Source organism: Paraburkholderia sp. RL17-373-BIF-A (genome assembly GCF_046030175.1).
Taxonomy (GTDB): Bacteria; Pseudomonadota; Gammaproteobacteria; order Burkholderiales; family Burkholderiaceae; genus Paraburkholderia.
The window spans coordinates 60350-84263 of the sequence record NZ_JARESO010000028.1 but is presented as its reverse complement, the minus strand read 5'-3'; the positions used below and the strand labels follow the sequence as shown (position 1 = coordinate 84263).

The 23914-nt window shown below is 60.3% G+C and carries 17 protein-coding genes; 10 read left to right on the top strand and 7 right to left on the bottom strand.

The genetic code is table 11. From position 1 onward, the window contains the following. Positions 1-75: 75 nt before the first annotated feature. Positions 76-1191 (bottom strand): alanine dehydrogenase, encoded by a 1116-nt coding sequence (gene ald, locus P0D80_RS29560; RefSeq protein ID WP_408288964.1) that lies wholly within the window; start codon positions 1189-1191, stop codon positions 76-78. A 755-nt stretch (positions 1192-1946) separates the two neighbouring features. On the opposite strand from ald, the gene P0D80_RS29555 reads away from it, so the two are divergent. From P0D80_RS29555 to fdhF, 4 genes are all read left to right on the top strand, one after another. Next, a complete protein-coding gene (locus tag P0D80_RS29555) occupies positions 1947-2465 on the top strand; it encodes a flavodoxin family protein (RefSeq protein WP_408288961.1) in 519 nt (172 codons plus the stop codon). A 273-nt stretch (positions 2466-2738) separates the two neighbouring features. Next, a complete protein-coding gene (locus P0D80_RS29550) occupies positions 2739-3251 on the top strand; it encodes a hypothetical protein (RefSeq protein WP_408288958.1) in 513 nt (170 codons plus the stop codon). A 138-nt stretch (positions 3252-3389) separates the two neighbouring features. Continuing rightward, a complete protein-coding gene (locus tag P0D80_RS29545; protein ID WP_408288955.1) occupies positions 3390-4841 on the top strand; it encodes a complex I 51 kDa subunit family protein in 1452 nt (483 codons plus the stop codon). Next, on the top strand, positions 4829-7543 hold the full coding sequence (fdhF, locus tag P0D80_RS29540; RefSeq protein WP_408288952.1) for a formate dehydrogenase subunit alpha: 2715 nt from the start codon (positions 4829-4831) through the stop codon (positions 7541-7543). Before P0D80_RS29545 ends, fdhF begins: the two co-directional genes overlap by 13 nt. A 61-nt stretch (positions 7544-7604) precedes the next feature. On the opposite strand, the gene P0D80_RS29535 is transcribed toward fdhF, so the two are convergent. Continuing rightward, the gene (locus tag P0D80_RS29535) at positions 7605-10448 is read right to left on the bottom strand and encodes an AMP-binding protein (protein ID WP_408288949.1); all 2844 of its coding nucleotides are present in this window, start codon (positions 10446-10448) and stop codon (positions 7605-7607) included. Between the two features lie 134 nt (positions 10449-10582). Continuing rightward, positions 10583-12154, bottom strand: coding sequence for an AMP-binding protein (locus P0D80_RS29530; protein ID WP_408288946.1), 1572 nt, complete (start codon positions 12152-12154; stop codon positions 10583-10585). 808 nt (positions 12155-12962) lie between these two features. On the opposite strand from P0D80_RS29530, the gene polX reads away from it, so the two are divergent. From polX to P0D80_RS29515, 3 genes are read left to right on the top strand one after another with little or no spacing between them, the layout of a single operon-like run. Beyond that, positions 12963-14705, top strand: coding sequence for a DNA polymerase/3'-5' exonuclease PolX (gene polX / locus P0D80_RS29525; RefSeq protein WP_408288943.1), 1743 nt, complete (start codon positions 12963-12965; stop codon positions 14703-14705). Positions 14706-14723: 18 nt separating this feature from the next. Next, on the top strand, positions 14724-16109 hold the full coding sequence (locus P0D80_RS29520) for a nicotinate phosphoribosyltransferase (protein ID WP_408288940.1): 1386 nt from the start codon (positions 14724-14726) through the stop codon (positions 16107-16109). Continuing rightward, a complete protein-coding gene (locus P0D80_RS29515) occupies positions 16099-17157 on the top strand; it encodes a hypothetical protein (protein ID WP_408288936.1) in 1059 nt (352 codons plus the stop codon). The genes P0D80_RS29520 and P0D80_RS29515 overlap by 11 nt, the downstream gene beginning before the upstream one ends. On the opposite strand, the gene P0D80_RS29510 is transcribed toward P0D80_RS29515, so the two are convergent. Continuing rightward, entirely contained in the window at positions 17135-18121 is a 987-nt protein-coding gene (locus P0D80_RS29510) for a ribose-phosphate diphosphokinase (protein WP_408288933.1), read from the bottom strand. The genes P0D80_RS29515 and P0D80_RS29510 overlap by 23 nt on opposite strands. Before the next feature lie 37 nt (positions 18122-18158). On the opposite strand from P0D80_RS29510, the gene P0D80_RS29505 reads away from it, so the two are divergent. Next, a complete protein-coding gene (locus P0D80_RS29505) occupies positions 18159-19169 on the top strand; it encodes an acetyltransferase (RefSeq protein WP_408288929.1) in 1011 nt (336 codons plus the stop codon). Positions 19170-19268: 99 nt separating this feature from the next. Here P0D80_RS29505 and P0D80_RS29500 read toward each other — a convergent pair whose 3' ends face one another. The 3 genes from P0D80_RS29500 to P0D80_RS29490 form a co-directional block, all read right to left on the bottom strand. Continuing rightward, positions 19269-19844 carry a DUF1488 family protein gene (locus P0D80_RS29500; protein WP_408288924.1) on the bottom strand — a complete coding sequence of 192 codons (576 nt, stop codon included), beginning with the start codon at positions 19842-19844 and terminating at the stop codon, positions 19269-19271. A gap of 44 nt (positions 19845-19888) precedes the next feature. Then, a complete protein-coding gene (locus P0D80_RS29495; RefSeq protein ID WP_408288921.1) occupies positions 19889-20542 on the bottom strand; it encodes a BON domain-containing protein in 654 nt (217 codons plus the stop codon). 247 nt (positions 20543-20789) lie between these two features. Continuing rightward, positions 20790-21581, bottom strand: a complete 792-nt coding sequence (locus tag P0D80_RS29490) for a CBS domain-containing protein (RefSeq protein ID WP_408288918.1) — start codon at positions 21579-21581, stop codon at positions 20790-20792. A 676-nt stretch (positions 21582-22257) separates the two neighbouring features. On the opposite strand from P0D80_RS29490, the gene P0D80_RS29485 reads away from it, so the two are divergent. Then, positions 22258-23186, top strand: a protein-coding gene (locus P0D80_RS29485) for an IS5 family transposase (RefSeq protein WP_408288915.1) whose coding sequence is annotated in 2 segments (ribosomal slippage) — positions 22258-22543 and positions 22543-23186 — 930 coding nt in all. Because the reading frame shifts where the segments join, the coding sequence is not laid out codon by codon here. Between the two features lie 284 nt (positions 23187-23470). After that, a complete protein-coding gene (locus P0D80_RS29480) occupies positions 23471-23707 on the top strand; it encodes a UDP-glucose 4-epimerase (RefSeq protein ID WP_408288912.1) in 237 nt (78 codons plus the stop codon). The last annotated feature ends 207 nt before the right edge of the window (positions 23708-23914 follow it).

The following is a 23914-nucleotide window of genomic DNA, read 5'->3' as shown; positions in this document are numbered from 1 at the left end:
GCCATCGCATGCAACCGGACGCCCCCCTCTTTAGGCGCGAAACGATGAGTGGTCTTCGAACGGATGGCACGAACCTCAGGTAAGCATCAGATCTGCCGGCGCATACGCGTAGCCGTGCGCCCTTGCCACCGCTTCGTACGTGACATGGCCAGCGCAGACATTCAAACCGGACCTGAGGTGTTCGTCTTCGGCCAGCGCGCGCTTCCATCCCTTGTCGGCGAGTGAGATTGCGGGCCCGATGGTGGCGTTGTTGAGCGCAAACGTGGACGTGCGGGCGACAGCCCCTGGCATATTCGCAACGCAGTAATGGATCACCCCGCCGACGATGTAAGTTGGCTCGGTGTGTGTGGTTGCATGGGATGTCTCGAAGCATCCGCCCTGGTCGACCGCGACGTCGACTACGACCGCACCGGCTCTCATCTTCGCGACCATAGCGCGCGTGACCAGCCTTGGTGCCGTGGCACCCGGAACGAGCACTGCACCGATCACCACGTCGGCGGCCAGTACAGATTCCTCGATGCTGTGAATGTTAGAGTAGAGCGTGGTAATACGATTGCCGAAGATCATATCGAGCTGGCGCAACCGGTCGACGTTCCTGTCAAGTATCGTGACTCTTGCGCCCATTCCAACGGCGACCTGCAGTGCGTGAGATCCGACGACACCGGCACCGATCACGACCACGTGTGCAGGCGCGACGCCCGGCACGCCAGACAGCAGCAGGCCCATTCCTCCCTTCGATTTTTCGAGGTTGGCAGCAGCCGCCTGGATCGACATGCGACCAGCGACTTCGCTCATCGGCGCGAGCAGCGGCAGGGTGCCGCCTGGTCCAGTGATGGTTTCATAGGCAATGCAGACCGCGCCGGATTTCACTAGCGCTGCCGCCTGGTCGGGATCGGGCGCCAGATGCAGGAAGGCATAAAGAATCTGCCCTGGACGCAACATGGCGCGTTCCGCTGCTTGCGGCTCCTTGACCTTGATGATCATGTCGGCACGCGAATAAATCTCGCCTGCATTCTCACACATGGTCGCACCGGCTGCGACATAGGCTTCGTCCGCAAGGCCGATTTCCGCGCCGGCTCGGGACTGAACCATTATCGTATGCCCACGGCTTATCAGTTCCCGCGTGCTCGCTGGGGTTAGTCCCACGCGATATTCCTGATCCTTGATCTCCTTTGGCACACCGATCAGCATGATTCATCTCCCGATATTGGTAGCGCGGATGTTGAACTGACGATATGCGTGTTCAACCATCTGGACCCGATCCCGGATGGATCGCGCAGAATCCGTCGTTGCGTGAGCAACCGCCGGTCGTCGCGCCTGCTGACAACGCAGATTTAAACCGTCGCGAGGACGGCGCCTCAAGCCACGATCAGATGCCCGATGGTCATGTTCCGGGAGACTCGACTAATCGCTGTTGTCGACGAAGCGCGTGCCTTCGGCGCAGACCGCACCGCGCGACGCAGACTCCGGCTCCTTCGCCAGCCTTGGACCAATACGTGGTCGGATGCACGGGGCCGGTGACGCGAAGATTCCGCTAAGGTTCGCTGTCGGCGGCCGTTCGGATCCCGTAACTGTGGCAATGTGTCCAGAATCGCGCGCGACGCTTCCCGCCGGATTGATCTGCGTCAAGCGGATTGAAGGGTCTTTTCAGGCATAGCGGCACGGCCGGCGCGGAAGGGCAGTGGGCAAAGCATGCTTCTCTGTGGATCTACGTTAACCTGAATCTCAGCAACGAATCAGAGGGCGATTCGCGTGAGATATGCTGGAGTAGCCTCGACAATCGCATGCCCACGCGGAGGGATTCCCCCCCGTGCTCCGACGCGAACGCGCATGCAGTGTCCCTCTTGATGTGGATCATGAACTGATGCAATCCGACCTCTATTCTGTGATTAAGCGTTCCTGGCGCCATTCGTTCGGGCGCGATTCAGCTTTGCAGGAGTGTCGAAATGGCAGAGAAGAGAATACTGGTCGTCTATTATTCCCGATCGGGCGTTACCCGCACAATCGCCTTGACGCTCGGCCAGATGCTGGACGCGGATGTCGAAGAGATTCTCGATCGGCGTGACCGTGCTGGCCCGTTTGGGTATTTGCGCTCGCTGGTCGAGGCGATGAATCAGCGTCCCGCCGATGTTGTGCCGGCCAGGAAGGATCCTTCGTCGTATGAGTTTGTGATCGTCGGAACCCCAATCTGGGCCGGATCGCTGGCATCGCCGGTTCGCGCCTACCTTATCGCGAATAAATCAGGACTGCGCCACGTCGCGTTCTTCTGCAGCCTGGGAGGGCGTGGCAGCGAATCCGCCTTTGCGCAGATGCGCGCGCTCGTCGGCAGCCCGCCTGTTGCCCAATGCAAGATAACTGCACGCGAAGCGAAACGTGGCGAAACCAGCCAGTTGCTGGAGGATTTTGTCAGCAAGGTACAGCGCGCACTCGCCGAGCAGCGAGGGCCGGAAAAATCGCCATGTTGATGGAGTCGGCGGCGTGAGGTTCACATTGGAGGCGGACATGGCGCATGCTGAAACCATTAACAATGGATTTCAATACTCAATTCGGACGCTTGCGAAACGCGACTGCATGTACTGACCGAGGGGTTAGTTTGCTTAATCGCGCACAGATGGCCAATGAATGTGCGTACCTCATCGCCGGATGAAAAGCGCAAAAAAGACTAAAGAATCCCCCTCAGGCACAGGGGCAAAGGCTCGCTGGTGTCTTCTCGCCCCCTCACATCGAAGGAGGTTGTGATGGAACTTCATTTTCACGAAGGCCAGTTCAAGCGCCGAACTCCGGATTGGTGCGCAGCAACAGTCTCGGGCATGATCGCGGCAACTGTTCTGATGTGTTCTGCCATAGGTGTGATCATCGCAGATGGCGGGATCGTGTGGGGAGCGATCCGCATGGTCGCAGCCATTGTGATGGGAGACAGTGTGTTCGTGGAGCCGGTCTCACACAATATCGCAGTGCTGGTAGAGGCGCTCACTGTTTACCTGGCGCTGGCGATCGGGTATTCACTTGTTCTTGCCGCGCTCATTGAAGTGTGTAATGTCTACTCCGACTTGTTAATGACGTTGATCGTTGGGGCAGTGTTCGGTGCATTTCTCTACCTCGTGAATTTCTACGTCATGACAGCGGTGTTTGCGTGGTTCATCGACGCCCGAACGTGGACCAATTTTAGTCTGCACATTCTTTATGGTCTCGTGAACGGGATCTCTTACGTGCAGATCGCAAGGCTTCGAAAGTCGCGACCAGTAGCCTAGCTCCTGAGCAACGCGGGAACTGTTATCGTGCCCTCGGCTGTGCGACCGTAGCCTGCCAACTCCGGACGAGACGTTGCTGACGTTACACGGTAAGTCATTTCAACGGCGTACCATGTGCCGGTACGCAAGGAGCACGAGATGAAGCCGATGCAACGCCATGCCGCGGCCGGTAGCTTCTATCACCTGGCCGGCATACCGCTAACAGGCTGTGCCTGCAACGGTCTGGCCTGCTTCGCCGCCCGTGCGGACAACCCCGGGCGGTGGGCCAGGGCGTGTCAGCAGCGCTCACCCGTCTATTGCCTGGGCAAGTGCTATGCCGCGCCCAGTGACGCCGACCACGATACATCGCCGCACATCGCGGTCCACAGCCGCCGCAGTGTGTTGCTAGAAAATGTGCGCGCGGGCGGTGTGCGTGGGCTGGCCGAATACCAGGAACGTGGTGGTGGCGCGGCGCGCCTCGCCGCGTTGGCCATGCCGCCGGATGATGTGGTCCGACTGATCGACAATGCGCAATTGCGCGGTCGTGGTGGAGCAGGTTTTCCGGCCGGCCGGAAATGGGAAGCCATGGCTGCGCAGCACGCGTCGCCCAAATATCTGGTCATCAATGCAGACGAAGGCGATCCTGGTGCATTCTCAGATCGCTTTCTGCTCGAGCGCGATCCATTTCGCCTGATTGAAGCCGCCACCATCGCCGCCCATGCGACGGGTGCGACGCACGGCTATATCTACCTGCGCAAGGAATACCCCGATGCCGCACGTGTGCTCGCCAGCGCATTGCATGAGGCACGGGCAGCCGGCTGGCTGGATGCGCAATTCGACCTGGAATGCGTGATAGGCGAAGGCAGCTATCTGTGCGGCGAAGAAACTGCATTGCTCAACGCGCTGGAAGGCCGCCGGCCGGAAGCACGAATGCGGCCGCCGCAGCTCACTGAACACGGACTGTTCGGACTGCCGACCTTGGTGCAAAACGTGGAAACCCTGTGCGCCGTACCCTGGATCGTCACACAAGGGGCGGATGCATACGCCGGATTAGGCTTCTCGCAGAGCCGCGGCACCAAGCTGCTGTCCCTCAATTCCTTGTTCCGCAGGCCGGGAGTGTACGAAGTGGAGTTCGGGATTCCGCTCGAGCGCGTGGTCGACGAACTCGGCGGTGGGCTGCGGCGCGGCCAGCTCAAGGGTGTCATGGTGGGCGGGCCACTGGCCGGCATCGTGCCGCCCGCGTTGCTCGGTACCCCGCTGGGTTACGAGGAAATGCAGGCAATCGGTTGCGCGGTCGGTCACGGCGGCGTGATTGCCTTTGCCGACGATACACCGCTGGCGGCCATCGTCGAGGAGGTATTCCGCTTTGGCGCGCGTGAATCCTGCGGCAAATGTACGCCGTGCCACCTGGGCACACCAAGGCTGGCGGCCATGTTCGCCGCCGTTAGCGAAGGCGGGTCGAGGCGCGGCGGTGATGATGCGGCCCAATGTGATGCGCTGCTGGAAGCGCTCGCTGCCACAAGCCTGTGTGGGCACGGGCGCGGCCTGGCCGAGTTCGCTCGCGCCGTGCAGACTCACTACGCCGGGGAGTGGTCGGCATGCTTCGGATAACAATCAACGGCGTCGAGCATGATGCGCGGCCCGGCGCGTGCCTGCTGGATGCCCTGGAGCAGGCCGGTGTGGTGGTGCCGCATACCTGTTACGACAGACGCTTGCCCGCTGCCGGCGCTTGCCGCCTGTGTGTGGTGGAAATCGACGGCCAACCCCGGCCGGTAGCGAGTTGCGCCGCGATCGTCGAGGACGGCATGCAGGTGCGTACTCATACGCCGGCGCTGGAGGCGCTGCGTCGAACCAATCTGGCGCTGATCGCGACGCACTACCCGCCGCAGGCCGTCGTCGACGAACCCACGCGGCCCTTCCACCAGCTGCTTGCCCACTACAACCTGACGGCAGGTGGGGCGACGCGCGGTTCCCTGTTCCGTGACGACAGTCACCCCTATCTCGGCGTGGCAATGGAGCGCTGCATTCATTGCTATCGCTGTGTGCGGATCTGCGAAGATGTGCAGGGTCAGTTCGTTTGGGAGACCTGGCAGCGCGGCGAAGAAACCCATGTTGCGCCGGGCAGGGGGCCGACCTTGCTCGATGGTGGTTGCGTGAGTTGCGGCGCCTGTGTGGATACCTGCCCGACCGGCGCGTTGTTCGACAAGCGCAGCCCGAACAAGCCGATCGACTGGACCCGCACCACCTGCGGTTACTGTGGCGTTGGTTGCCAGATGGACGTGGGCAGCAGCAATGGCGAGGTCGTGGCGGTGCGGCCCGCCGATCATCCGACCAACCGGGGCCACCTGTGCGCGAAAGGTCGGTATGCCTTCGAGTTCAACCATGCGGCGGATCGCATCGTCACACCGATCATCCGCCGCGACGGTGAATGGCAAGCGGCAAGCTGGGACGATGCGCTCGATTTCGTCGCCACCCGGCTGCGCGCGATCATCGCGACCGCTGGGCCGGACGCGATTGGCGTACTGGGTTCAGCCCGCGCCAGCAACGAAGAAAACTATCTGCTGCAGAAGTTTGCCCGCGTGGTGCTCGGCACCAACAACGTCGATTGCTGCGCGCGCGTCTGCCATACACCCAGCGCCAAGGCGCTCAAGACCATGCTGGGCACCGGAGCCGCGACCAACTGCTTTGACGACATCGAAGTCGCCAACGCCTTTCTGCTGTGCGGCGCCAATCCGACCGAGAACCACCCCGTCGTCGGCGCGCGCATCAGGCAGGCTGTCCTGCATGGAGCCAGGCTCGTGGTGGTGGACCCGCGCAGCACCGAACTTGCACAGCTTGCCGACGTTCATCTGGCGGTGCGGCCCGGCTGCAACGTCCCGCTATTCAACGCCATGGCCGCGACGCTGATTGAGGAAGGCCTCGTCGATCAGTCCTTTCTGGCTGAACGGGTGACCGGCTTCGAGGACTTTGCCGCCTTCGTCACGAAGTACACCCCGGAACTGGTTGCCGATGCTTGCGGCGTTGCCGCGGCCGACATCCGTGCCGCCGCGCGCATTTATGCAGCCGCCCAGCCGGCGATGTGTTTTCATGGCCTGGGCGTGACCGAGCACCTGCAAGGCACAGAGGGCGTGATGACGCTCATCAATCTCGCCTTGCTGACCGGCAACCTCGGCAAGTCCGGCGCCGGCATCAACCCCATGCGCGGCCAGAATAACGTGCAAGGGTCAGCGCAGATGGGCTGTGACCCGGCAACGCTGACCGGCTCTCAACTGATCAAGGACGCCGGGTCGCGCTTCGAAGCCGCCTGGGATTGCCGGCTACCTGCCACGCATGGCCTGGATCTGCTGCAGATGATGGATGCTGCGCGTGACGGCAAGCTCAAGGCATTGTGGGCGTGTGGCTACGACGTCTACCTGTCGCTGGCCAACGAAACGGCGACCCGCGATGCGCTGGCGAAACTGGACCTGGTGATCGTGCAGGACCTGTTTGTCAACGAGACCGCACGCGCGTTCGGCACCGTGTTCCTGCCAGCGGCGTCGTTCTTCGAAAAAGACGGCACCTTCATGAACGCGGACCGGCGGGTGCATCGCATCCGCGGCGTCGTGTCGCCGCCAGGCGTTGCCAGGCCGGACTGGTGGATCGTCCAGGCACTCGCTGCCAGGCTCGACCACGCGCAAGGCTTCAGCTTCGATAGCCCAGGCGCCATCTGGAACGAGGTGCGCACGCTCTGGCCGGAGGCCGCCGGTCTGACCTACGACCGGCTGGAACGGGAAAGCCTTCACTGGCCTTGCCCAAGCGAGCACCACCCGGGCACACCGGTCTTGCACCGGACGAACTTTCCGATCGGCAAGACCGCTGCGTTGGCACGAATCGACTTCATACCCACGTCCGAGACCACCGACGATACCTATCCCTTGCTTCTGACCACCGGCCGCACGCTGTATCACTTCAACGTCGGTACGATGACCTGCCGCACGCCTAACGCACAGCTGCGCCCGACCGACACGCTCGACATGTCCCCGGCGGATGCAGCGCAACTGGGGATGGCGGATGGTGATTCGGTGCGCGTGCACAGCCGCCATGGCACGACGGCGCTGCCGCTACGCGTTACCGGCCGTGTCCCACCGGGACAACTGTTCGCCACTTTCCACCGCCCAGAACTGTTCGTGAACCGCCTCACGTCTCCCGTGCGCGATCGGCAGGTACACGCTCCCGAATATAAGGTAACTGCCGTGCGGGTAGAGCGAGCGACGGCCGTAGATGATTTCGGCGCAGTGGTGGAACTCGGAGACCCTTCCGGTTATAGCCGTTGACCCGCGTTTGCTTTCAGACGCGGTTATAAGGGCATTGATTTGCGCATCGCGAATATCGTAGTCAAATAGCGTCGTGACGAGTGGGTATGTCCAGTGGGGAAATGTCACTTAGAACCCGCTCTCCGCAATGGCCTGCTATTGCATCGCGTGCGGCGTCGCGCAGGCCCGCAGCAGCCTTCATGTCCTCTCCCGCTGGTTTAAGAGCGGGGAGCACGGTAACCGTCACGTCGGCTCGCGTTGGCATCCACTGTCCATCCGGAAGCACGATGCGCGTGCCCGCGATTGCGACTGGTATGACGGGCCGATGCGATGCGCAGGCGGCCACAAAGGCGCCGAGACGAAACTGCCGCAGCCCGGCGGATCTGACAAATGTTCCTTCAGGAAAGAAGAGCAGCGAGGCGCCAGCCGTCGCCTGCTTCACCAGTTCGCGTTCGTCCTCGGCCATGCGCTGGTAGTCGACGCGCTCGACGAAACGCGTGCCTATTGCCCGAAGAAAGGGACCCATCAGCAATCCGCCAGCCAGCTCACGCTTGGCGACCATGCCAAGTGGCATTGGGATGGCCGCCAGCAACACAAGGCCGTCAAGATAGCTCGCGTGATTCGCAACGAAGATGGCCGGCCGCGCCACGTCGATGAGATCGACACCGCGTACCGTCACGCAAATACCTGCAAGCCTCAGGGCTAACCGTGCCGCGCGCGATGCAACTACCCAGTTTCGCCTGGTGTCCGGATGCCATACGGTCATCAACCATGTGGGTATGACTATCAGGGTTGCGATCAGCCAGCACCATGCGCCGTAGGCGGTCTGCGTGACGGCGGCTCGAACCCGTCGGCCAATCGGCCGTACGGTGTTCGCTCCGATGTCGAACCACTGAAGCCACGCCGGGCGTGGCAGGAGATTCCCGCGGCTACGCAGGTACAGCTCCAGCGTGGCCGAGTGGCGGATCTTGCCGCTGGATGTTTTCAGAATGCTATGCGGCGGGACGAGAGCGACTTCTTCTGGTGGAGCGCCCAGCAGAGCCACGGAGGCTTCGTTAATGCCCGTGCGCATCGCCGCGAGTGCCTCAGGCGCAGTTTCGCGAGTTTCCGCAATCAGGATCAGGCGATCGGTACCCGTCTCAACGTCAGGCGTTCCACACACTGCGACACAACCGGCGCGCACGCCAGGCAGATGGCCGACGGCCGCTTCCAGTTCATACGGGAAAAAGTGGCGCCCGGCGCGAATCACCAGATCCTTCACCCGGCCAGTGATAAACAGCTCTTCATCGGCCATGTATCCCAGATCGCCGGTATCGAGCCAGCCATCATGAACCAGCCGCGCGGTCAGCTCCGGATTCTGAAAATACCCGCAGGTCGCGGATGAACTTTGAAATTCGATCCTCCCGATCGCTCTTTCAGATACGTCTCTTCCGCCAGCGTCAACGATACGGATCTGGTTGCGGGGTAACGCGCGTCCACATGAAACCAGTTCGAGTACATCGTCAGGCGATTCCGCTTGTGCTGCACGCTGTGAGTCAGCCAGTCGGGAACGACTGATACAGTCGGTCCTCACCCCTCGGCCCGGTTCTGAAAAAGCCAGTCCGAGCGTGTTTTCCGCCAGACCGTATACGGGAGTCAGGGCGGTCCCCCTGAATCCATGGCCGGAAAAGCGTAAGGCGAATGCCCGCATGGTTGGCGCGCTGACGGGCTCCGCTCCGCAGAATGCGAGGCGTAACGAGGACAGGTTGACGCCTTCGAGATCGGTGTCGTCGATCCGGCGCGTGCATCGTTCATAGGCGAAGTTGGGCCCTGCGGTGATGGTGGCCTGGTAGTGGCTGATTGCCTGCAGCCAGCGTGCGGGACGTGCGAGGAACGTCAGCGGGGACATCAGAACCAGCGGGATACCAAAGTAGAGCGGCCCGAACCAGGCTCCAATCAGGCCCATGTCGTGGTACAGCGGAAGCCAGCTTGCGAAGATGTCGTGTTCCTCGATCCCGGCAGTCTGGCCCATCGCCCGGATATTGGCGAGCAGGTTGGCGTGCGTGAGTACCACGCCCTTTGGCGCACCGGTGCTGCCGGAAGTGTACTGAAGCAATGCAATGTCTTCCGCGCGAGGGACATACCGTTCATTGTCCGTCTCGCCCATCAGTTGATCCGTTGCAACGATTTCGCGTAAAGTCGGTACCCGCGCCTTGGCCAGAAGGCTTGCTACAAGCGTGTGTGAGGGCACGATCATGACGCGCGTACGCGCATCCGACAGAATCGCCGCATGGCGTCTCAGATGATCGTCCATCCGCGCGGAGTGCACAGGCGGATACACCGGCACGACTATCGCCCCGGCGAGCAGGATGCCTGCAAAGCAGGCGAAATAGTCGCTGCCGGTCGGCAACATCAGTGCGACCGTGTCGCCGGGGTTCACGCCGAGCCTGCGCAATCCGCTCGATACCCGTAAGGCGGCCTCGTAAAGCGCCGCGTACGTCATCGCAGGTGACGGCGCGTCCTCGTCGAGAAACACGATGTGCGTGCGTTCAGGTCGTCGGGACACGTGCCACTGCAATGCCTCGACCAGCGTTTGTGCGTCAATCGGCGGGTCCAGCGCACCAGTCGGCGCTCGAAGCTCGACGGCGCCGATGGCGTACCCGGGTCGCCCGGATGCTTCTCCTTCGAGTGCGCGCAGTAAATCGCCGGGTGTCACCGCCTGCCCGAACAACGCAAGCGGAAAATGCACGCCGAGCGTCTTCTCGATGCGGGTCAGCAGTTCGGTACGTGCAAGACTGTCGAGGCCGAGATCACGCTCGAACTCGCTGTTCAGCGTGACGCCATGCGGCCTGGATCCCCGTGGACTCACTTCTGTGGCGAAAGCATCGACTATCTCGAGCATCCTTTGGGCGTCGGTCGATGGGCGGCGGGTGACGTCTTCGTTCATATCGCACGACTGCTTCAGCGTCGGGATTCCAGCATAGGTGTGATGGGGTGGAGAACGCTTGATCGTCGTCAATCGCGGAGTTGCGCCTGTTGGTGGAATTCAGTCGTCGCCTCCACGATCGCACGTCATTTCCGTCAAATCAGCGCGCGGCGAAGTACCTTGCCGAGCTGGTTCAGAGGCAAGGTGTCACGGAACTCGATGAACCGGGGAACCTTGAAGGCGCTTAGAGTGGCCCGGCAGTGCTCCAGCACGGCAGCGGCCGTAAGATCCGCAGAGGACCGGACGACGAATAGTTTCACGGCTTGCCCGGTCCGTTGATCCGGCACGCCGACTACCGCTGCGGCGCTCACGCCCGCAAGCGCGGACACTATGGCTTCGACTTCCGAGGGATAGACCTTGAAACCAGACACGATGACCACGTCTTTCTTGCGATCCACCAGGACGAGCGTCTGCGCGGAGGTGAGGTAACCAACGTCCCCGGTGCGAAGCCAGCCCTCGGGCGAGATGACTTCTCCAGTCTCGGCGGGGTTCATCCAGTAGCCGCGCATGACCTGAGGACCCCGGACCCAGACTTCGCCGATGACACCCGCGGCGGCCACTGCGTTGTTGTCGTTTCGGATACTAATTTCGGTTGAAGGCAGTGGATACCCCACTGATCCGGAAAAGTGCTTTGCATCCATCGGATTGACGCAGACGACTGGCGATGCTTCAGTCAATCCGTATCCTTGGATGATAGGCACACCCGTTGCAGCCTGCCATCGATCTGCAACTGAAGCCTGGATTGCTGCGCCGCCGCCGATGACGAGACGCAGGCGTGACCAGTCCGCAGCATTGAAATGTCGTTCAGCGAGAAGGGCATTGAACAGCGTATTCACACCTAGCAGGGCGGTGGGTCGTGTGCGCCGCAAGGTTCTGACGAGCGCAGCAAGATCGTGGGGATCGGTCACCAGCAGATTGTGCCCGCCGATTTCAATAAACGTCAGCAGACTAGCGGTCAGCGCGAATATATGAAAAAGCGGCAGTGGCGTGACAATGGTCTGAGGCGCGGAACAAAACGGCTCGCCAAGCCACGCACGGATCTGTGCGACGTTCGAGCTAAGGTTTCGATGCGTGAGCATCGCGCACTTCGGTGTGCCTGTCGTTCCTCCGGTGTATTGCAGCAGCGCAACATCGTCGAGACAGGGGCGGGTGTGGTTTCGCCCGTTCGAATACTGGTGCGACAACGCGGCACCGAATGTCCAGTATTCCCTTTTGGCTGGCGGAATCGAGTCGCGCACCACGCGCTGCACGAAATCAATTGCTACGCGCCTCGGCAGCGGAAGCAGGTCGCCCACCGCGACCGATACAACCGATTTCGCCTGCTTCTCATTGAGGATTTCATCCAGTTTGAAGGCAAAATTCTCCAATACGACCATCGCTGAAACTGCCGCCGTGGCGAGCTGGATCTGAATCTCACGGACAGTGGCCAGCGGGTTGACGTTGACGACGACGAGCCCGGCGTCGAGCACGCCATAGAAGGCGACAACATAGGGTAAGCCGTTCGGCAAGATGAGTGCCACGCGCTCGAACGGCTCAAGTTTGAATTCGTTGACCAGAAAGGCGGAGAAGCGGTGCACATATCGCGCGACGTCCCGGTATTCGAGCGTGTGATTAAACGAACTGAATGCGGGGCGTCCGGCGTAACGCATGCAGGCAGTCTCGAACATTTCGGGCAATGTTCGAACGCTTCTGGCATCGATAGCTGCGACAGGCGGCTGGGACGGGGGGGTGTCCACTGTTTTTGGGCACTTCATGATCGATCGAAACGTTGCCGGATGGGGGAGACGCGCGGACAAAAAGGTCTGCGCATTCAAGGACCGCGTGTCCCTATCCAGCCTGGTTGGCTTCGCGGCGTCCCGGCTGGACGCCCCGGATGCAACAGCAGCCTTGTCCGAATTCCTGTGTACGCGCGACCCGCTTTTGCCAATGGACTGGACAGCCCGCCGAGGCGAACTATCTCCTTGCGAAGGCGTGGATGAAGACACGCCAGTCCGAGAATGAGGAATGCGCCTGGCAGCATTAAAAGAGCAACGAGTACGGTATTCCTCAACATATTTCCTCCAGCACCTGATTCGTATCGCTATGGATCGAGCATAGGGTTCGTTCGCGATGACAGATTGATGTGTGTCAAGGCTACCGGACGGCCCCACGGATCGAATGCGATATAGCCTCATCATGTCTGCGTTCCTGCCCGCGCAATGCGTTCGTCGCAATCGATTTCTGCCGGGGCGCGCAATCGGGCGCTATTGGAATTCGAACCGCGATGCGACGCATGGAGTGTGCCGTTCTGACGCCTTCGAATAACCTCGATAGCCCGTGAGCGAGAGGGTTGACCCAGGTCAACAGGGAGGATGATTCGCGGAATAGAGTGAATTGGGGCGTTGTCAACGGACGTCGATGCGGACGACAAACTGGCAGGGCACATGACTCGCCCGCGAAAGTTCAACGAAAGTACAACCAGTCACCTGAGGGAACATGCCGGTCCACAACGCAGACGTCGCGGCCGTATTCAACGAAATCGCCGAATTGCTTGAGATTCAGGGCGAGAACCCGTTCCGCGTGCGCGCGTACCGTAATGCGGCACGGTCAGTGGGCGAACTGGGACGCAGTGTGCAAACCATGATCGCGCAGGGCGAAGACCTGAAAATCATTCCCGGCATCGGTGACGATCTCGCGGCAAAGATCCAGGAGATCACCGGCGGTGGGACGTGCGCGCTGCTTCAGCGTCTGCGCAAGGCGTTGCCTCCGGATATCACGGAGTTGCTACAGATTCCGGGGCTGGGCCCGAAGCGGGTTCGTGCGTTGCACGAGGCACTCGATATACAGACGCTGGAAGAACTCGATCACGCTGCAAGGCAGGGGCGAATCCGCCTGCTGCCCGGTTTTGGTGAAAAAACCGAGGAGCGCATCATCGATAACATCGAGGCGCGTCTGAACAAATCGCGACGCTTCAGGCTGGGTGTGGCCGCACAGTACGCCGAGCCTCTGCTTGAATACCTGCGGGCCGTGCCAGGCGTAGAAGCGGTACTCGCCGCAGGTAGTTTTCGTCGCATGCGGGATACCGTCGGCGATCTCGATGTCATTGTCGTGGCACGCGACAGCGCCAAGGCGACACGGCGCTTCACGCACTATGAAGAAGTGAAAACGGTGCTTGCGAGTGGTGCGACCCGCTCGAGCGTGGTTCTGCGTTGTGGCATACAGGTCGATCTGCGTGTGGTTGCGCGGCAGAGCGTCGGTGCGGCGCTGGTCTACTTGACGGGGTCGAAGGCGCACAATATTGCGCTGCGGCGCATTGCTCAGGCCCAGGGGCTCAAGATCAACGAGTACGGTGTATTCCGGGGTGCCCAGCGCATCGCCGGAGAGACGGAAGAATCCGTCTATCAGTCGATTGGGCTCGTGTGGGTCCCACCGGAATTGCGCGAAGATCGCGGTGAGGTGGAGGCCGCGCGTACGGGACATTTGCCGACCTTGATCGAACTTGGTGACCTGCGCGGTGATCTGCACGCCCATACGAAAGCAACAGACGGCCACGACAGCCTGCGTGACATGGCACTTTCCGCGCGGCAGTGCGGACTGAGTTATCTCGCGATTACCGAGCACTCGCAGCGGCTTGCGATGGCACATGGACTCGACGCGGTACGCCTCGCGAAACAGATCGATGAGATCGACCGGCTGAACGCGGCACTGGGAGGCATTACGCTGCTCAAGGGGATCGAAGTCGACATACTCGAAGACGGCAGTCTCGACTTGCCGGATTCCATCCTTGCCCGTCTGGACATTGTGGTAGGCGCGATTCATAGCCGCTTTGATTTATCTCGTGCGAGGCAGACCGAGCGCGTATTGCGCGCGATGGATCATCCGTATTTCAGCATCCTTGCCCATCCCACCGGACGCCTGATCGGTGAGCGGGAGCCGTACGACATCGACCTGCTGCGAGTTATCCGCAAGGCGCGGGCGCGCGGTTGCTATCTGGAGTTGAACGCGCATCCCGAGCGGCTCGATCTGCTTGATACTTACTGCCAGATGGCTAAGGGAGAGGGCGTTCTGGTCGCGATTAATTCGGATGCGCACAGTCGCCTGGAGTTTGGCAACCTGCGTTACGGAATCGGTCAGGCCCGTCGTGGCTGGCTGGAGAAAGCCGACGTACTTAATACCAGATCGCTTGCGGAGTTGCGACCGCTACTCGCGCGCACGCTCTGTGCCGCGGAACCGACATGAAGACCTGTGAATACCACCATGACTGAGCCGCTTGCCAGCGTGCTGCTCACCGATCTGTACGAACTGACGATGCTACACGCGTACTTCGACTGTGACATGAACAACACTGCCACGTTCGAATTTTTTGTTAGCAGGCTCCCCCAGCAACGTAACTTTCTGCTTGCAGCCGGACTTGCGCAGGTGCTCGACTATCTTGATGGACTGCAATTCTCGACGGATGACATCTCCCTTCTCGCAGGCATGAGGCGCTTCAAGCATGACTTTCTGAAATCGCTGGAGGGTTTGCGTTTCACAGGGGATGTCTACGCGATGCCGGAGGGCCCCGCGTTTTTCACGGATGAGCCGATATTGCGGATTTCCGCGCCGATACGCGAAGCGCAACTCGTCGAAAGCCGGGTGATGAATCTGTTGCATTACGAGACGGTGGTGGCGAGCAAGGCGGCCCGCGTCGTACTGGCATCGCCAGATAAATCGCTGGTCGACTTCGGGCTGCGGCGCGCGCATGGGGCCGAAGCTGGCATGCTGTCGGCCCGGGCGAGCTACCTTGCGGGCTTTTCCGGCACTGCGACGGTGCTGGCCGGTAGCCGCTTTGGCATCCCGCTATTCGGCACGATGGCGCATTCGTACGTTCAGGCGCACGCCGACGAAGCTGACGCTTTCGAACATTTTGCACGCTCGCAACCGGAGAATGCGACGCTCCTGATCGACACCTACGATACGGAAGCCGCCGCGCACAAGGTGGTGAGCGTTGCGGCGAGGCTGCAGCGGGACGGCATCGCGATCAAGGCGGTGCGCATCGACAGTGGAGAGTTCGCGGAGCACGCGCGGCGGGTTCGCGCGATTCTGGATGCCGGCGGTCTGCAACACCTCACGATCTTCGCGAGCGGCAATCTCGACGAATTCAGGCTGCTTGAGTTGTTGAAGGCCGGGGCGCCCATAGACGGGTCCGGCGTGGGAACGCGAATGAACACATCGTCGGATGCGCCTTATCTCGACTGCGCATACAAGCTGACGGAATACGACGGACAACCGCGCCGTAAGCGTTCGGAGGGAAAAGCCACATGGCCGGGCCGCAAGCAGGTATACCGGCACTACGATGAAAACGGCATCATGACCCATGACGAGCTGACCGTCGATAACGACGCGCGCGGGGGAGTTGCAATGTTGCAGCCCGTGATGGTAGCGGGGATCCGTACATCGCCGTCTCCAACCCTGATGGAAAGTCGGACGTATGCTCGCGGCCAGCTGGATGCCTTGCCCGAACGGATGCGTAGCCTGACTCCGTCGGAACCGTACGCGGTCATCGTGTGCGAACCCCTGAAGGCTCTGGCGCGGAGCGTGGATGCCGGCTTGCGCTCCAGCCGGAATTCGGGGAATGGGATAGGCGGACGCGATGTTCTGTGAGGCAATCCCGACTGCGGCCAAGGTGGCGCAACTCCGCAAGGCGGCGACGTATCCCGGGCAGCCGCCCGCGGTTGATGTGATCGAAACTCACATGTCATGGGTTTTTCTCACCGATCAATATGTTTACAAGCTCAAGAAACCCGTGCGGTACGATCGCCTGGATTTCACAACGCTTGAGGCACGGCGGTTCTATTGCGCCGAAGAATTGCGGCTGAACCGCCGTCTTGCGGAGTCTGTTTACCTCGACGTCGTGCCGCTGGTCGAGACTGCCAACGGGACCATCCAGCTTGGGGGAGAGGGAGCGGTCACTGACTGGCTCGTGAAGATGCGCAGGCTTCCCGCGGACCGCATGCTTGACTGCGCCATTACACACGGCAGTGTGGGTACCGACGACGCCCGTGCAGTGGCAAAGCGTTTGGGCGAATTCCACATGACGCTGCCTCCTGCCCCCATCACGCCTGTCGAATATCGGCGTCGCTTGCGGCAAGGAATTGATGAGTGTGAGCGCGAGCTGTGTGATCCTACGTTTGCGCTATCCGTCGGGCAGGTGCGCTCGCTATGCGTTGCACAACGTGAGCTGCTGGAGCGCAATCCGGATAGCTTCGACCAGCGCGTGCACGAAGGTAGGATTATCGAGGGGCATGGCGACCTGCGACCTGAACACGTTTGTCTCGCGCCACCGCTTGCGATTATCGATTGTCTCGAGTTCTCGCCCGAGTACCGTACGCTCGATACAGCCGATGAGCTGGGCTTTCTCGCGCTCGAATGTGAGCGGCTAGGCGCACCGGAATTCGGTCAGGTGTTGCTGGAAGCGTACGGTGCGGTCACAGGAGACAGGCCAGTCGCTGCGCTCGTTCATTTTTACCAGAGCTATCGGGCCGGGGTGCGTGCAAAAGTTGCCGCGTGGCATCTGCGGGAGGAGGCATTCCGTGATTCTCCGAAATGGCTGGACCGGACGCAGCAATACCTGCAATTGGCGCAGCGACACTTACACGCTGCGGAGAACGCGTTTCAAGGCGGGGACGTCAGGTTTCCAGCAGTTCGCTGATCGAGCCCCCGGTATGGATGCGCCTGATTGCTTCTGCGAACAAGGTCGCACCATCCAGAACGACCAGTTTGTCCCTGACCTTGCCAGCCGGCAGCCGGAACGGCGGTACCGTGTCAGTGACCACGATCTGCGTCAGCGCGTCATCGGCGAGTACTTGCGGCGCATCGCCCACGAACAGGCCATGCGATGCCGCAGCATGGATCTGTGTAGCGCCAAGGGCGCGGCAGGCCTTCACCGTGCGGGCAATCGTCGTGCCCGTGCTGATCAGGTCGTCCACGATGATCGCGCATTTGCCCTGCACGTCCCCAACGATCAGATTCCCGCTCACAACCCCCTGGCTGCGGTGCTTCTCGGCAAACGCGGTGGCAACTGGCCGGCCAAGGTCGTGGCTCAGGCGCAGCCGGAATTTTTCAGATCGTTTGATGCCACCGGCGTCGGGTGCCACGGCGACGACCTCATGATCGCCCACGAGCGGTACGAAATAGGCTGCAAACAGCCCGGTAGCCTGCAGATGATCGGTGCGGCAGCGAAAGGCATTCTGGTAGGCGGCGAGATTGTGTACGTCCATCGTAACGAGCCGGTCGGTACCGACAGCCTCAAACATCGCAGCGACGTAGCGCGTGGTGACCGGGTCGCGGATTTGCGATTTCTGGTCCTTGCGTGCGTAGCCGAGATAAGGAACGATCGCAGTCACGCATGCCGCGGAGGCGTCCCTGAGTCCGCCAATGAAAAAGAGCAGTCTGCAAAGCTTGTCATTGACGGTTTGACTGTCATCTCCATGCAGCGATTGCACGACAAAGACGTCTCGCCCTCGCACATTGACGAGCGGGCGGGCTTTGTGCTCGCCGTCCTCAAAGGCTCGCTCTTCGTGCGGACTCAATGCAACGCCCAACTGGCGGCTCACGCTTTCGCCAAACGCACGCGTAGCATCGAGTGCGAACAGCAGCAGGTCAGAATCAGTCATGGTTTGGTAACGCTCCGTTCATGGTGGGTGACAGGGCATGAAACATTTCGATGTGTTTAACGGTGATGCCGACGGAATCTGCGCGTTGCATCAGCTGCGATTGACGAAGCCACTGAGGTCCTTGCTGATCACAGGTGTCAAGCGCGACGTACAACTGCTCGCCCGTGTTCCAGTCAGGTCAGGCATCTCTGTGACCGTGCTGGACATCTCACTGGACTCCAATCGGGCCGCGTTGCTCGCGTTGCTTCGACAGGGAGTCGAAGTGGAGTACTTCGATCATCACTTTTCCGGAGCAATTCCTGAACATCCGAACCTGCGGCCATACATCGATACGACGCCTGAAGTTTGTACAAGCCTGCTCGTGGACCGTCATGTGGGAGGGCAACACCGGCTCTGGGCGATCGTCGGCGCCTATGGCGACAACCTCTCGCATGCGGCCCGAACGCTTGCTGAGAGCCGCATGCTCCAGCCTGAGCAGGTCGAACAGTTGCGTGAACTCGGAGAGTCGATCAATTACAACGCCTATGGGGACACTGAGACGGATCTGTTGATCCCACCCGCCAAGCTTTACGAAATTTTGCTCCCTTATTCCGATCCGTTCAATTTCACGGCGAACGAGCCGATTGCGCAGGCGCTCCACGACGCGCGACGCCAGGACATGGACCTGGCCCAGAGACTGCCGCCGCATGCTACTCTCATGTCCGGAGCAATCTATGTATTGCCGAATGAGCCATGGGCACGAAGGGTGCGCGGCGCTTTCGGCAACTTCCTGGCGACCAGCTTTCCTGATCGTGCCTACGCCGTTCTGAGCCAGACCGCTCAGGGAGATTACACGGTGAGCGTGCGCGCGCCACTGGCCAACCCTTACGGCGCCGCTGACCTGTGCATGCGGTTCGCAACCGGAGGAGGGCGGGAGGCTGCAGCGGGTATCGGTCGGCTTCCGCATGATCATCTGAGGGAGTTTACTATCGCATTTGAAGAAGCGTTCGCCGGCGGTTCGCGGGCTCGTGCCGTTTCCGCTCAGACTGAGCGACCATCCTCGCGATGAAGGCTTGCGGACAGCGGCGCTGGCTGGTTTCTGAGCATCCTGACTTGAGCCTCCGGATGGCGACGAGCCACACCCAGATCAGGAGACGATGATCCACATTCACACGCAATCGGAGCGCCCACTCAGGCTGACCCGGAAGTGACCGCTGTGCAGTAGCAGTTGCTTCGTGTCCACCACATGCAGAAGATTGCGCGCGGTGTTCTCAATTTCGGCGCGGTGATGGTTGAACGCGTCAAGCAGGTCTGTAGAGGACGGTGACGCTGCGCCGAAATGGTCTTCGAGCGCCTCCGCCGAAATCGCGCAATCAATGCTCTTGCCGTCGACCTGCGCATCAAATCCGACGGTCAGATTCGAGCCGCGATACTCAGGTGTAGTGTGAGGAAAGGTGATGCGCATGACTGTTACTCCTTCCAGATGAACTGCTGTCCTGGATTGTGCGAGGCGCTGGAACGACGCGATCAACGTTGCTTTGAATTCTTCCCAGTTCGCGCTCCATGGTCCGACAGATGTGACTTCCGCCAGATCTACTTGCGTTCCCGCGCGTCCCGGCGCAGGAGCCCAGGTTGAAACGCCGACTTCGCAGCCCATCTTGCCCCGATGGCCGATTCCATCGAGGCCCAGGCGGGTTGCGTCTGTGGTGAGCGTTAGGAAAGACGCTTTCGCGGCGCGTGGCAACTTCGTGCTATCGACGACTCATCAACCCCAGCGAGGCAAGCCGCTCACGAGCCAACCGACAACCGCTCGACCACCTGACGCACGCCCGGCGCTGACCATGCAGCATTGCGTGCAATGGCCTTGTCAGAAAACGTGTTCACTTTCCCGGACAAGGTTACCGTTCCATCGCTGACGGATACCTGAATGTGCTTGGCTTCCTGTTCCGCGTGCCGCTTCAACGCATCTTCGATTTTGGCAGCGATATCGCCCGGTACAACGCGCGTGTGCACACTGATGTTGTTAATGACCGCGATGACGCCACGCAGACGGAAAACGGCATCTTCCGCGGCACTGCTTTGATAACCCCACTCCACCTCGCCGGAGAGCGTCACCACACCTTTTTCGACCCTCACTTTAAGGGCGCTTTCTGGCACGGCGACTGTCCATAGAAGTACCGATCGGACAGAAGAGGCGATCTCCTCGTCAGTTCGGGTATCACCATGAGGCACGCGAACATCAAGTTCAACGACCACCGCTTTCACGCCTTCGACGCGCTGCGCAGCCTTTTCGGCTGAGATCTTTTCCGCATAGCTTGCAAGATGGCCTGCCAGCGTAACCACACGGTCATGCACTTCGACACCAATGCCCGCCGCATTGACAGCAGGATCCCATTCCAATTCCTGTTCGACGTCCAGCTTGAGTTGCTTGTCGGTCTTCATCTTTCCACCTCCAGATTTCCTGCTATGTTGGCCGCATTCACTGGCGGCACTGGGTCAGCAGCATGGTACCGGTCCATGTTCCGTTTCAGCCTAATACACGTGAGCGATCTCCTGTTGATCGTAGTCAACCACGTGCAATGCTAGCGGACGAAAAATCCGCAGTCGTCCGATGGAAGACCGCGACTATCTGCAATGCGTGCAATGATCACGTGGCTGGACGCGAACGCGTCAATCGTCGAGCAAGCGTTCACATATGAAGCGGTGTCTGCACACTTGCCGACCGTTCGCGATTCTGCTCGCAACGCACGATACCCGCCAGCATGGCCCAATCGCGCGCAATTGCATCGATGAGATCATCCAGCGAGAGGATTCCGACGATTTCCTGCCCGTCGCGCGTCACGACCAGTCGGCGTACGCCGTGAGTGGACATGGTTTGCGTCGCAACGGTGACGTCCGCATTCTCGTTGATCGCTACGACGCTAGTGGACATGACGTCCGCGACTGCCGTGCATTCCGGCGATGCACTTGATGCAACCGCTTTCAGAACGATGTCCCGGTCGGTGACAATGCCGATCATGCGACCGGACGCACCTCTGTCGGTGATGACCAGTGCGCCGACGTGCTGTTCGCGCATCTGTATTGCAGCTTCCCGAAGGTTGCAGGTCATGGGAATGTGGACCGTTCCCTGGCTATGGATCTCATTGACTTTCACTTTAAGCTCCTGATTGTTCGACATGTCGACTCGAATTGACCCAGGCTTCAGACACCGGCGGTGGCGCCATTGTGTCGACTGCATGCTGGGTGGTACGCAATGGCCTTGCATTGGATGTTTTGGAACGAAGACGAATACTTTGCTGCGGACGCAGGCTTCCGGGCGAAATGCGATGGACCTGGTTAGATCGGTCTGGCGATCGCTTCGCCCGCGATGCGTATGCCATGTGAGCAGCAGTGAGCCAAATTGAATCTGATCATCTGACGAATAGGGGCTATGGCCTTCTCGTGTGCCTGCATTTCCATCATCCATGATCGAGGGTGTCACGCTTAACCCTCTTCACATTGACGATGATCAAAGGACTATCGGTTTCAGGATTGGGGTTCAGCACGTTACTTTTCGGCTCGTGCGTTTGGCGCGCAGGGACGTTGTCTCGCCAGATTGAAAGGAAACTGCGTGCGCCACGTTCCTCTCTGGGTCTTGATCCGGTCCGGTTCCAGATGAGTTCGCCATACCTGCGCTTTCATACCGCCAGATGTGCGGGGCTACCATCACAGAGCAATAGGGCGGCGTATTGATGGGGCGCTTTATCCCAGTTCATCCACATTCCCGGTCATGGTGATGATGGGATTCGTCCATCGAGACGTCGACCACCTCGCTTACATATGCAATTGCTTTCCAGCTCGTTGTTTGCGGAGCGGCCCACTTATGGCAGCACGACACTACGATGAAACCTTGATTCACATCACTCGGGCGGTAAGAAGCGGTGGCAACATGGGCACTCAAGGTGAATACGGGTGTGGTGACAGCGAATTCGAGGAGATTGGGTACGAAAGTGGCAAGCCAATTGACGCAGCAGGCCGGAGAGCCGCGGATGGGTTCAGCGCGTCGGCGATTCAAATATTAGGGAAGGTCTGCAAAAGTCCTGGCGTCGACGTACGGGTGGACTATCCTGGTAGATAGGAAAGTTTAAGGGGTTCTTCGATGACGCAGCTTGGTCTGGATGTGTCAACGAAAACGTACACGCAAACGGGAATTTCTCGACGAGATGAGGCGCGTTGTGCCATGGTCGAGGTTGATTGCGTTGATCGAACCGCACTATCCGAAGGGTAAGACTGGACGGCCACCGTTCCCGATTGCGACGATGCTGCAGATCCACTTCATGCAGCAGTGGTTTGGTCTGTCAGACCCGGCGATGGAAGAGGCGCTTGATGACGTACCACTGTATCGTGAGTTTGCGGGGCTGGACGAGGGGATGACGCGTTTGCCGGACGAGAGCACGATTCTCCGTTCCGCCACCTGCTCGAAACGCACGGCCTGGCTGCGCAGATGCTCACGCTGGTCAATGAGATCCTGAGCGAGAAAGGCTTGATGCTTAAAACAGGGTCGGCGGTCGACGCTACCTTGATCTCTGCACCCAGCTCGACGAAGAACGGCTCTGGTACACGAGACCCGGAAATGCACCAGACGAAGAAGGGAAATCAGTGGTACTTCGGGATGAAAGCGCATGTCGGCGTGGACGCAGAGTCGGGGCTGGTGCACACCGTCATCGGTACTGCGGCCAACGTTCACGACATCAACGCGGCCGAAGCGTTGTTGCACGGCCAGGAAACGGATGTGTACGCTGACGCCGGATATCAGGGTATCGAAAAGCGCTGCAAGGCAAACGCGGTTCGCTGGCATGTCGCGATGCGGCCAGGCAGGCGTAGACAACTGGACCTGAACGATCGTCTGGACGCGATATTCGATCAGATTGAACGTCTGAAGGCCGGCATCCGCGCCAAGGTCGAACATCCGTTCCGAGTCCTCAAACAGCAGTTTGGCTACACGAAGACCCGGTACCGGGGTTTGATGAAAAACACCGCCCAGATCACGACACTATTTGCGCTGGGCAACCTGTGGATGGCACGCAAGGCTTTGCGGAAAGCGTGAAATGCTCGGAGATTGAGGCCACAAGTCTCAGCAAACAAGGGGCGTCGCGGTTCAAAAGCCGGACGACCAACCTGTCGGCAGATTCTCATCGCTGACTCGGTCCAAGTGGCAAGAGATCGGCGCTCTGAAAACGCGTTGTGCAGACCTTCCTTAGCAATCAGCATCGACCTGGCTAAATAGTGCCGGACTCGAGGCATGGATGTCATGCAGGCGATATCGTGCTGCGCGGGCCGCGGCCAGCCGGCGTGACGTATTGAAATCAGTAACGCAGCGAGGTATTTGTCATGACCGTATCGAGTGATGTTTGCGAAGGCGACTGGTCGGTTTCGGTAGAAACGAACCAGGCGGCTGGCGGCTTCGACTGCCGGATCCACATCCACCACAGCACGCCAGAAGGTCCGGTTGAGCATGAATTCAAACACAGCAGCATTTTTCCGACCGAACGCGAAGCGGTTCTCGCTGGTTTGCGTGAGGGCATGGGGTGGATTGAGCTGAAGATGTCGAAGTCGCTCAACCGGTAGGCCCGAAGCCTGTGCTGCCGGTGGCCGTGTTTCGAAGCAGGTTGACGTTGTTGTCCTGTTTGTCGAGCTTCGCCGGCTGGCCGGGACTGAGTATCCAGAGCAAGTTGGAATCAGGCACGGGCGTAAAGGGCGGCGGCGATGGAGGTTGCGACAACGGCATGCAGGTCAGGCAGGACTTGACGCGACTGTCCGTCGATCGCAAGAGGC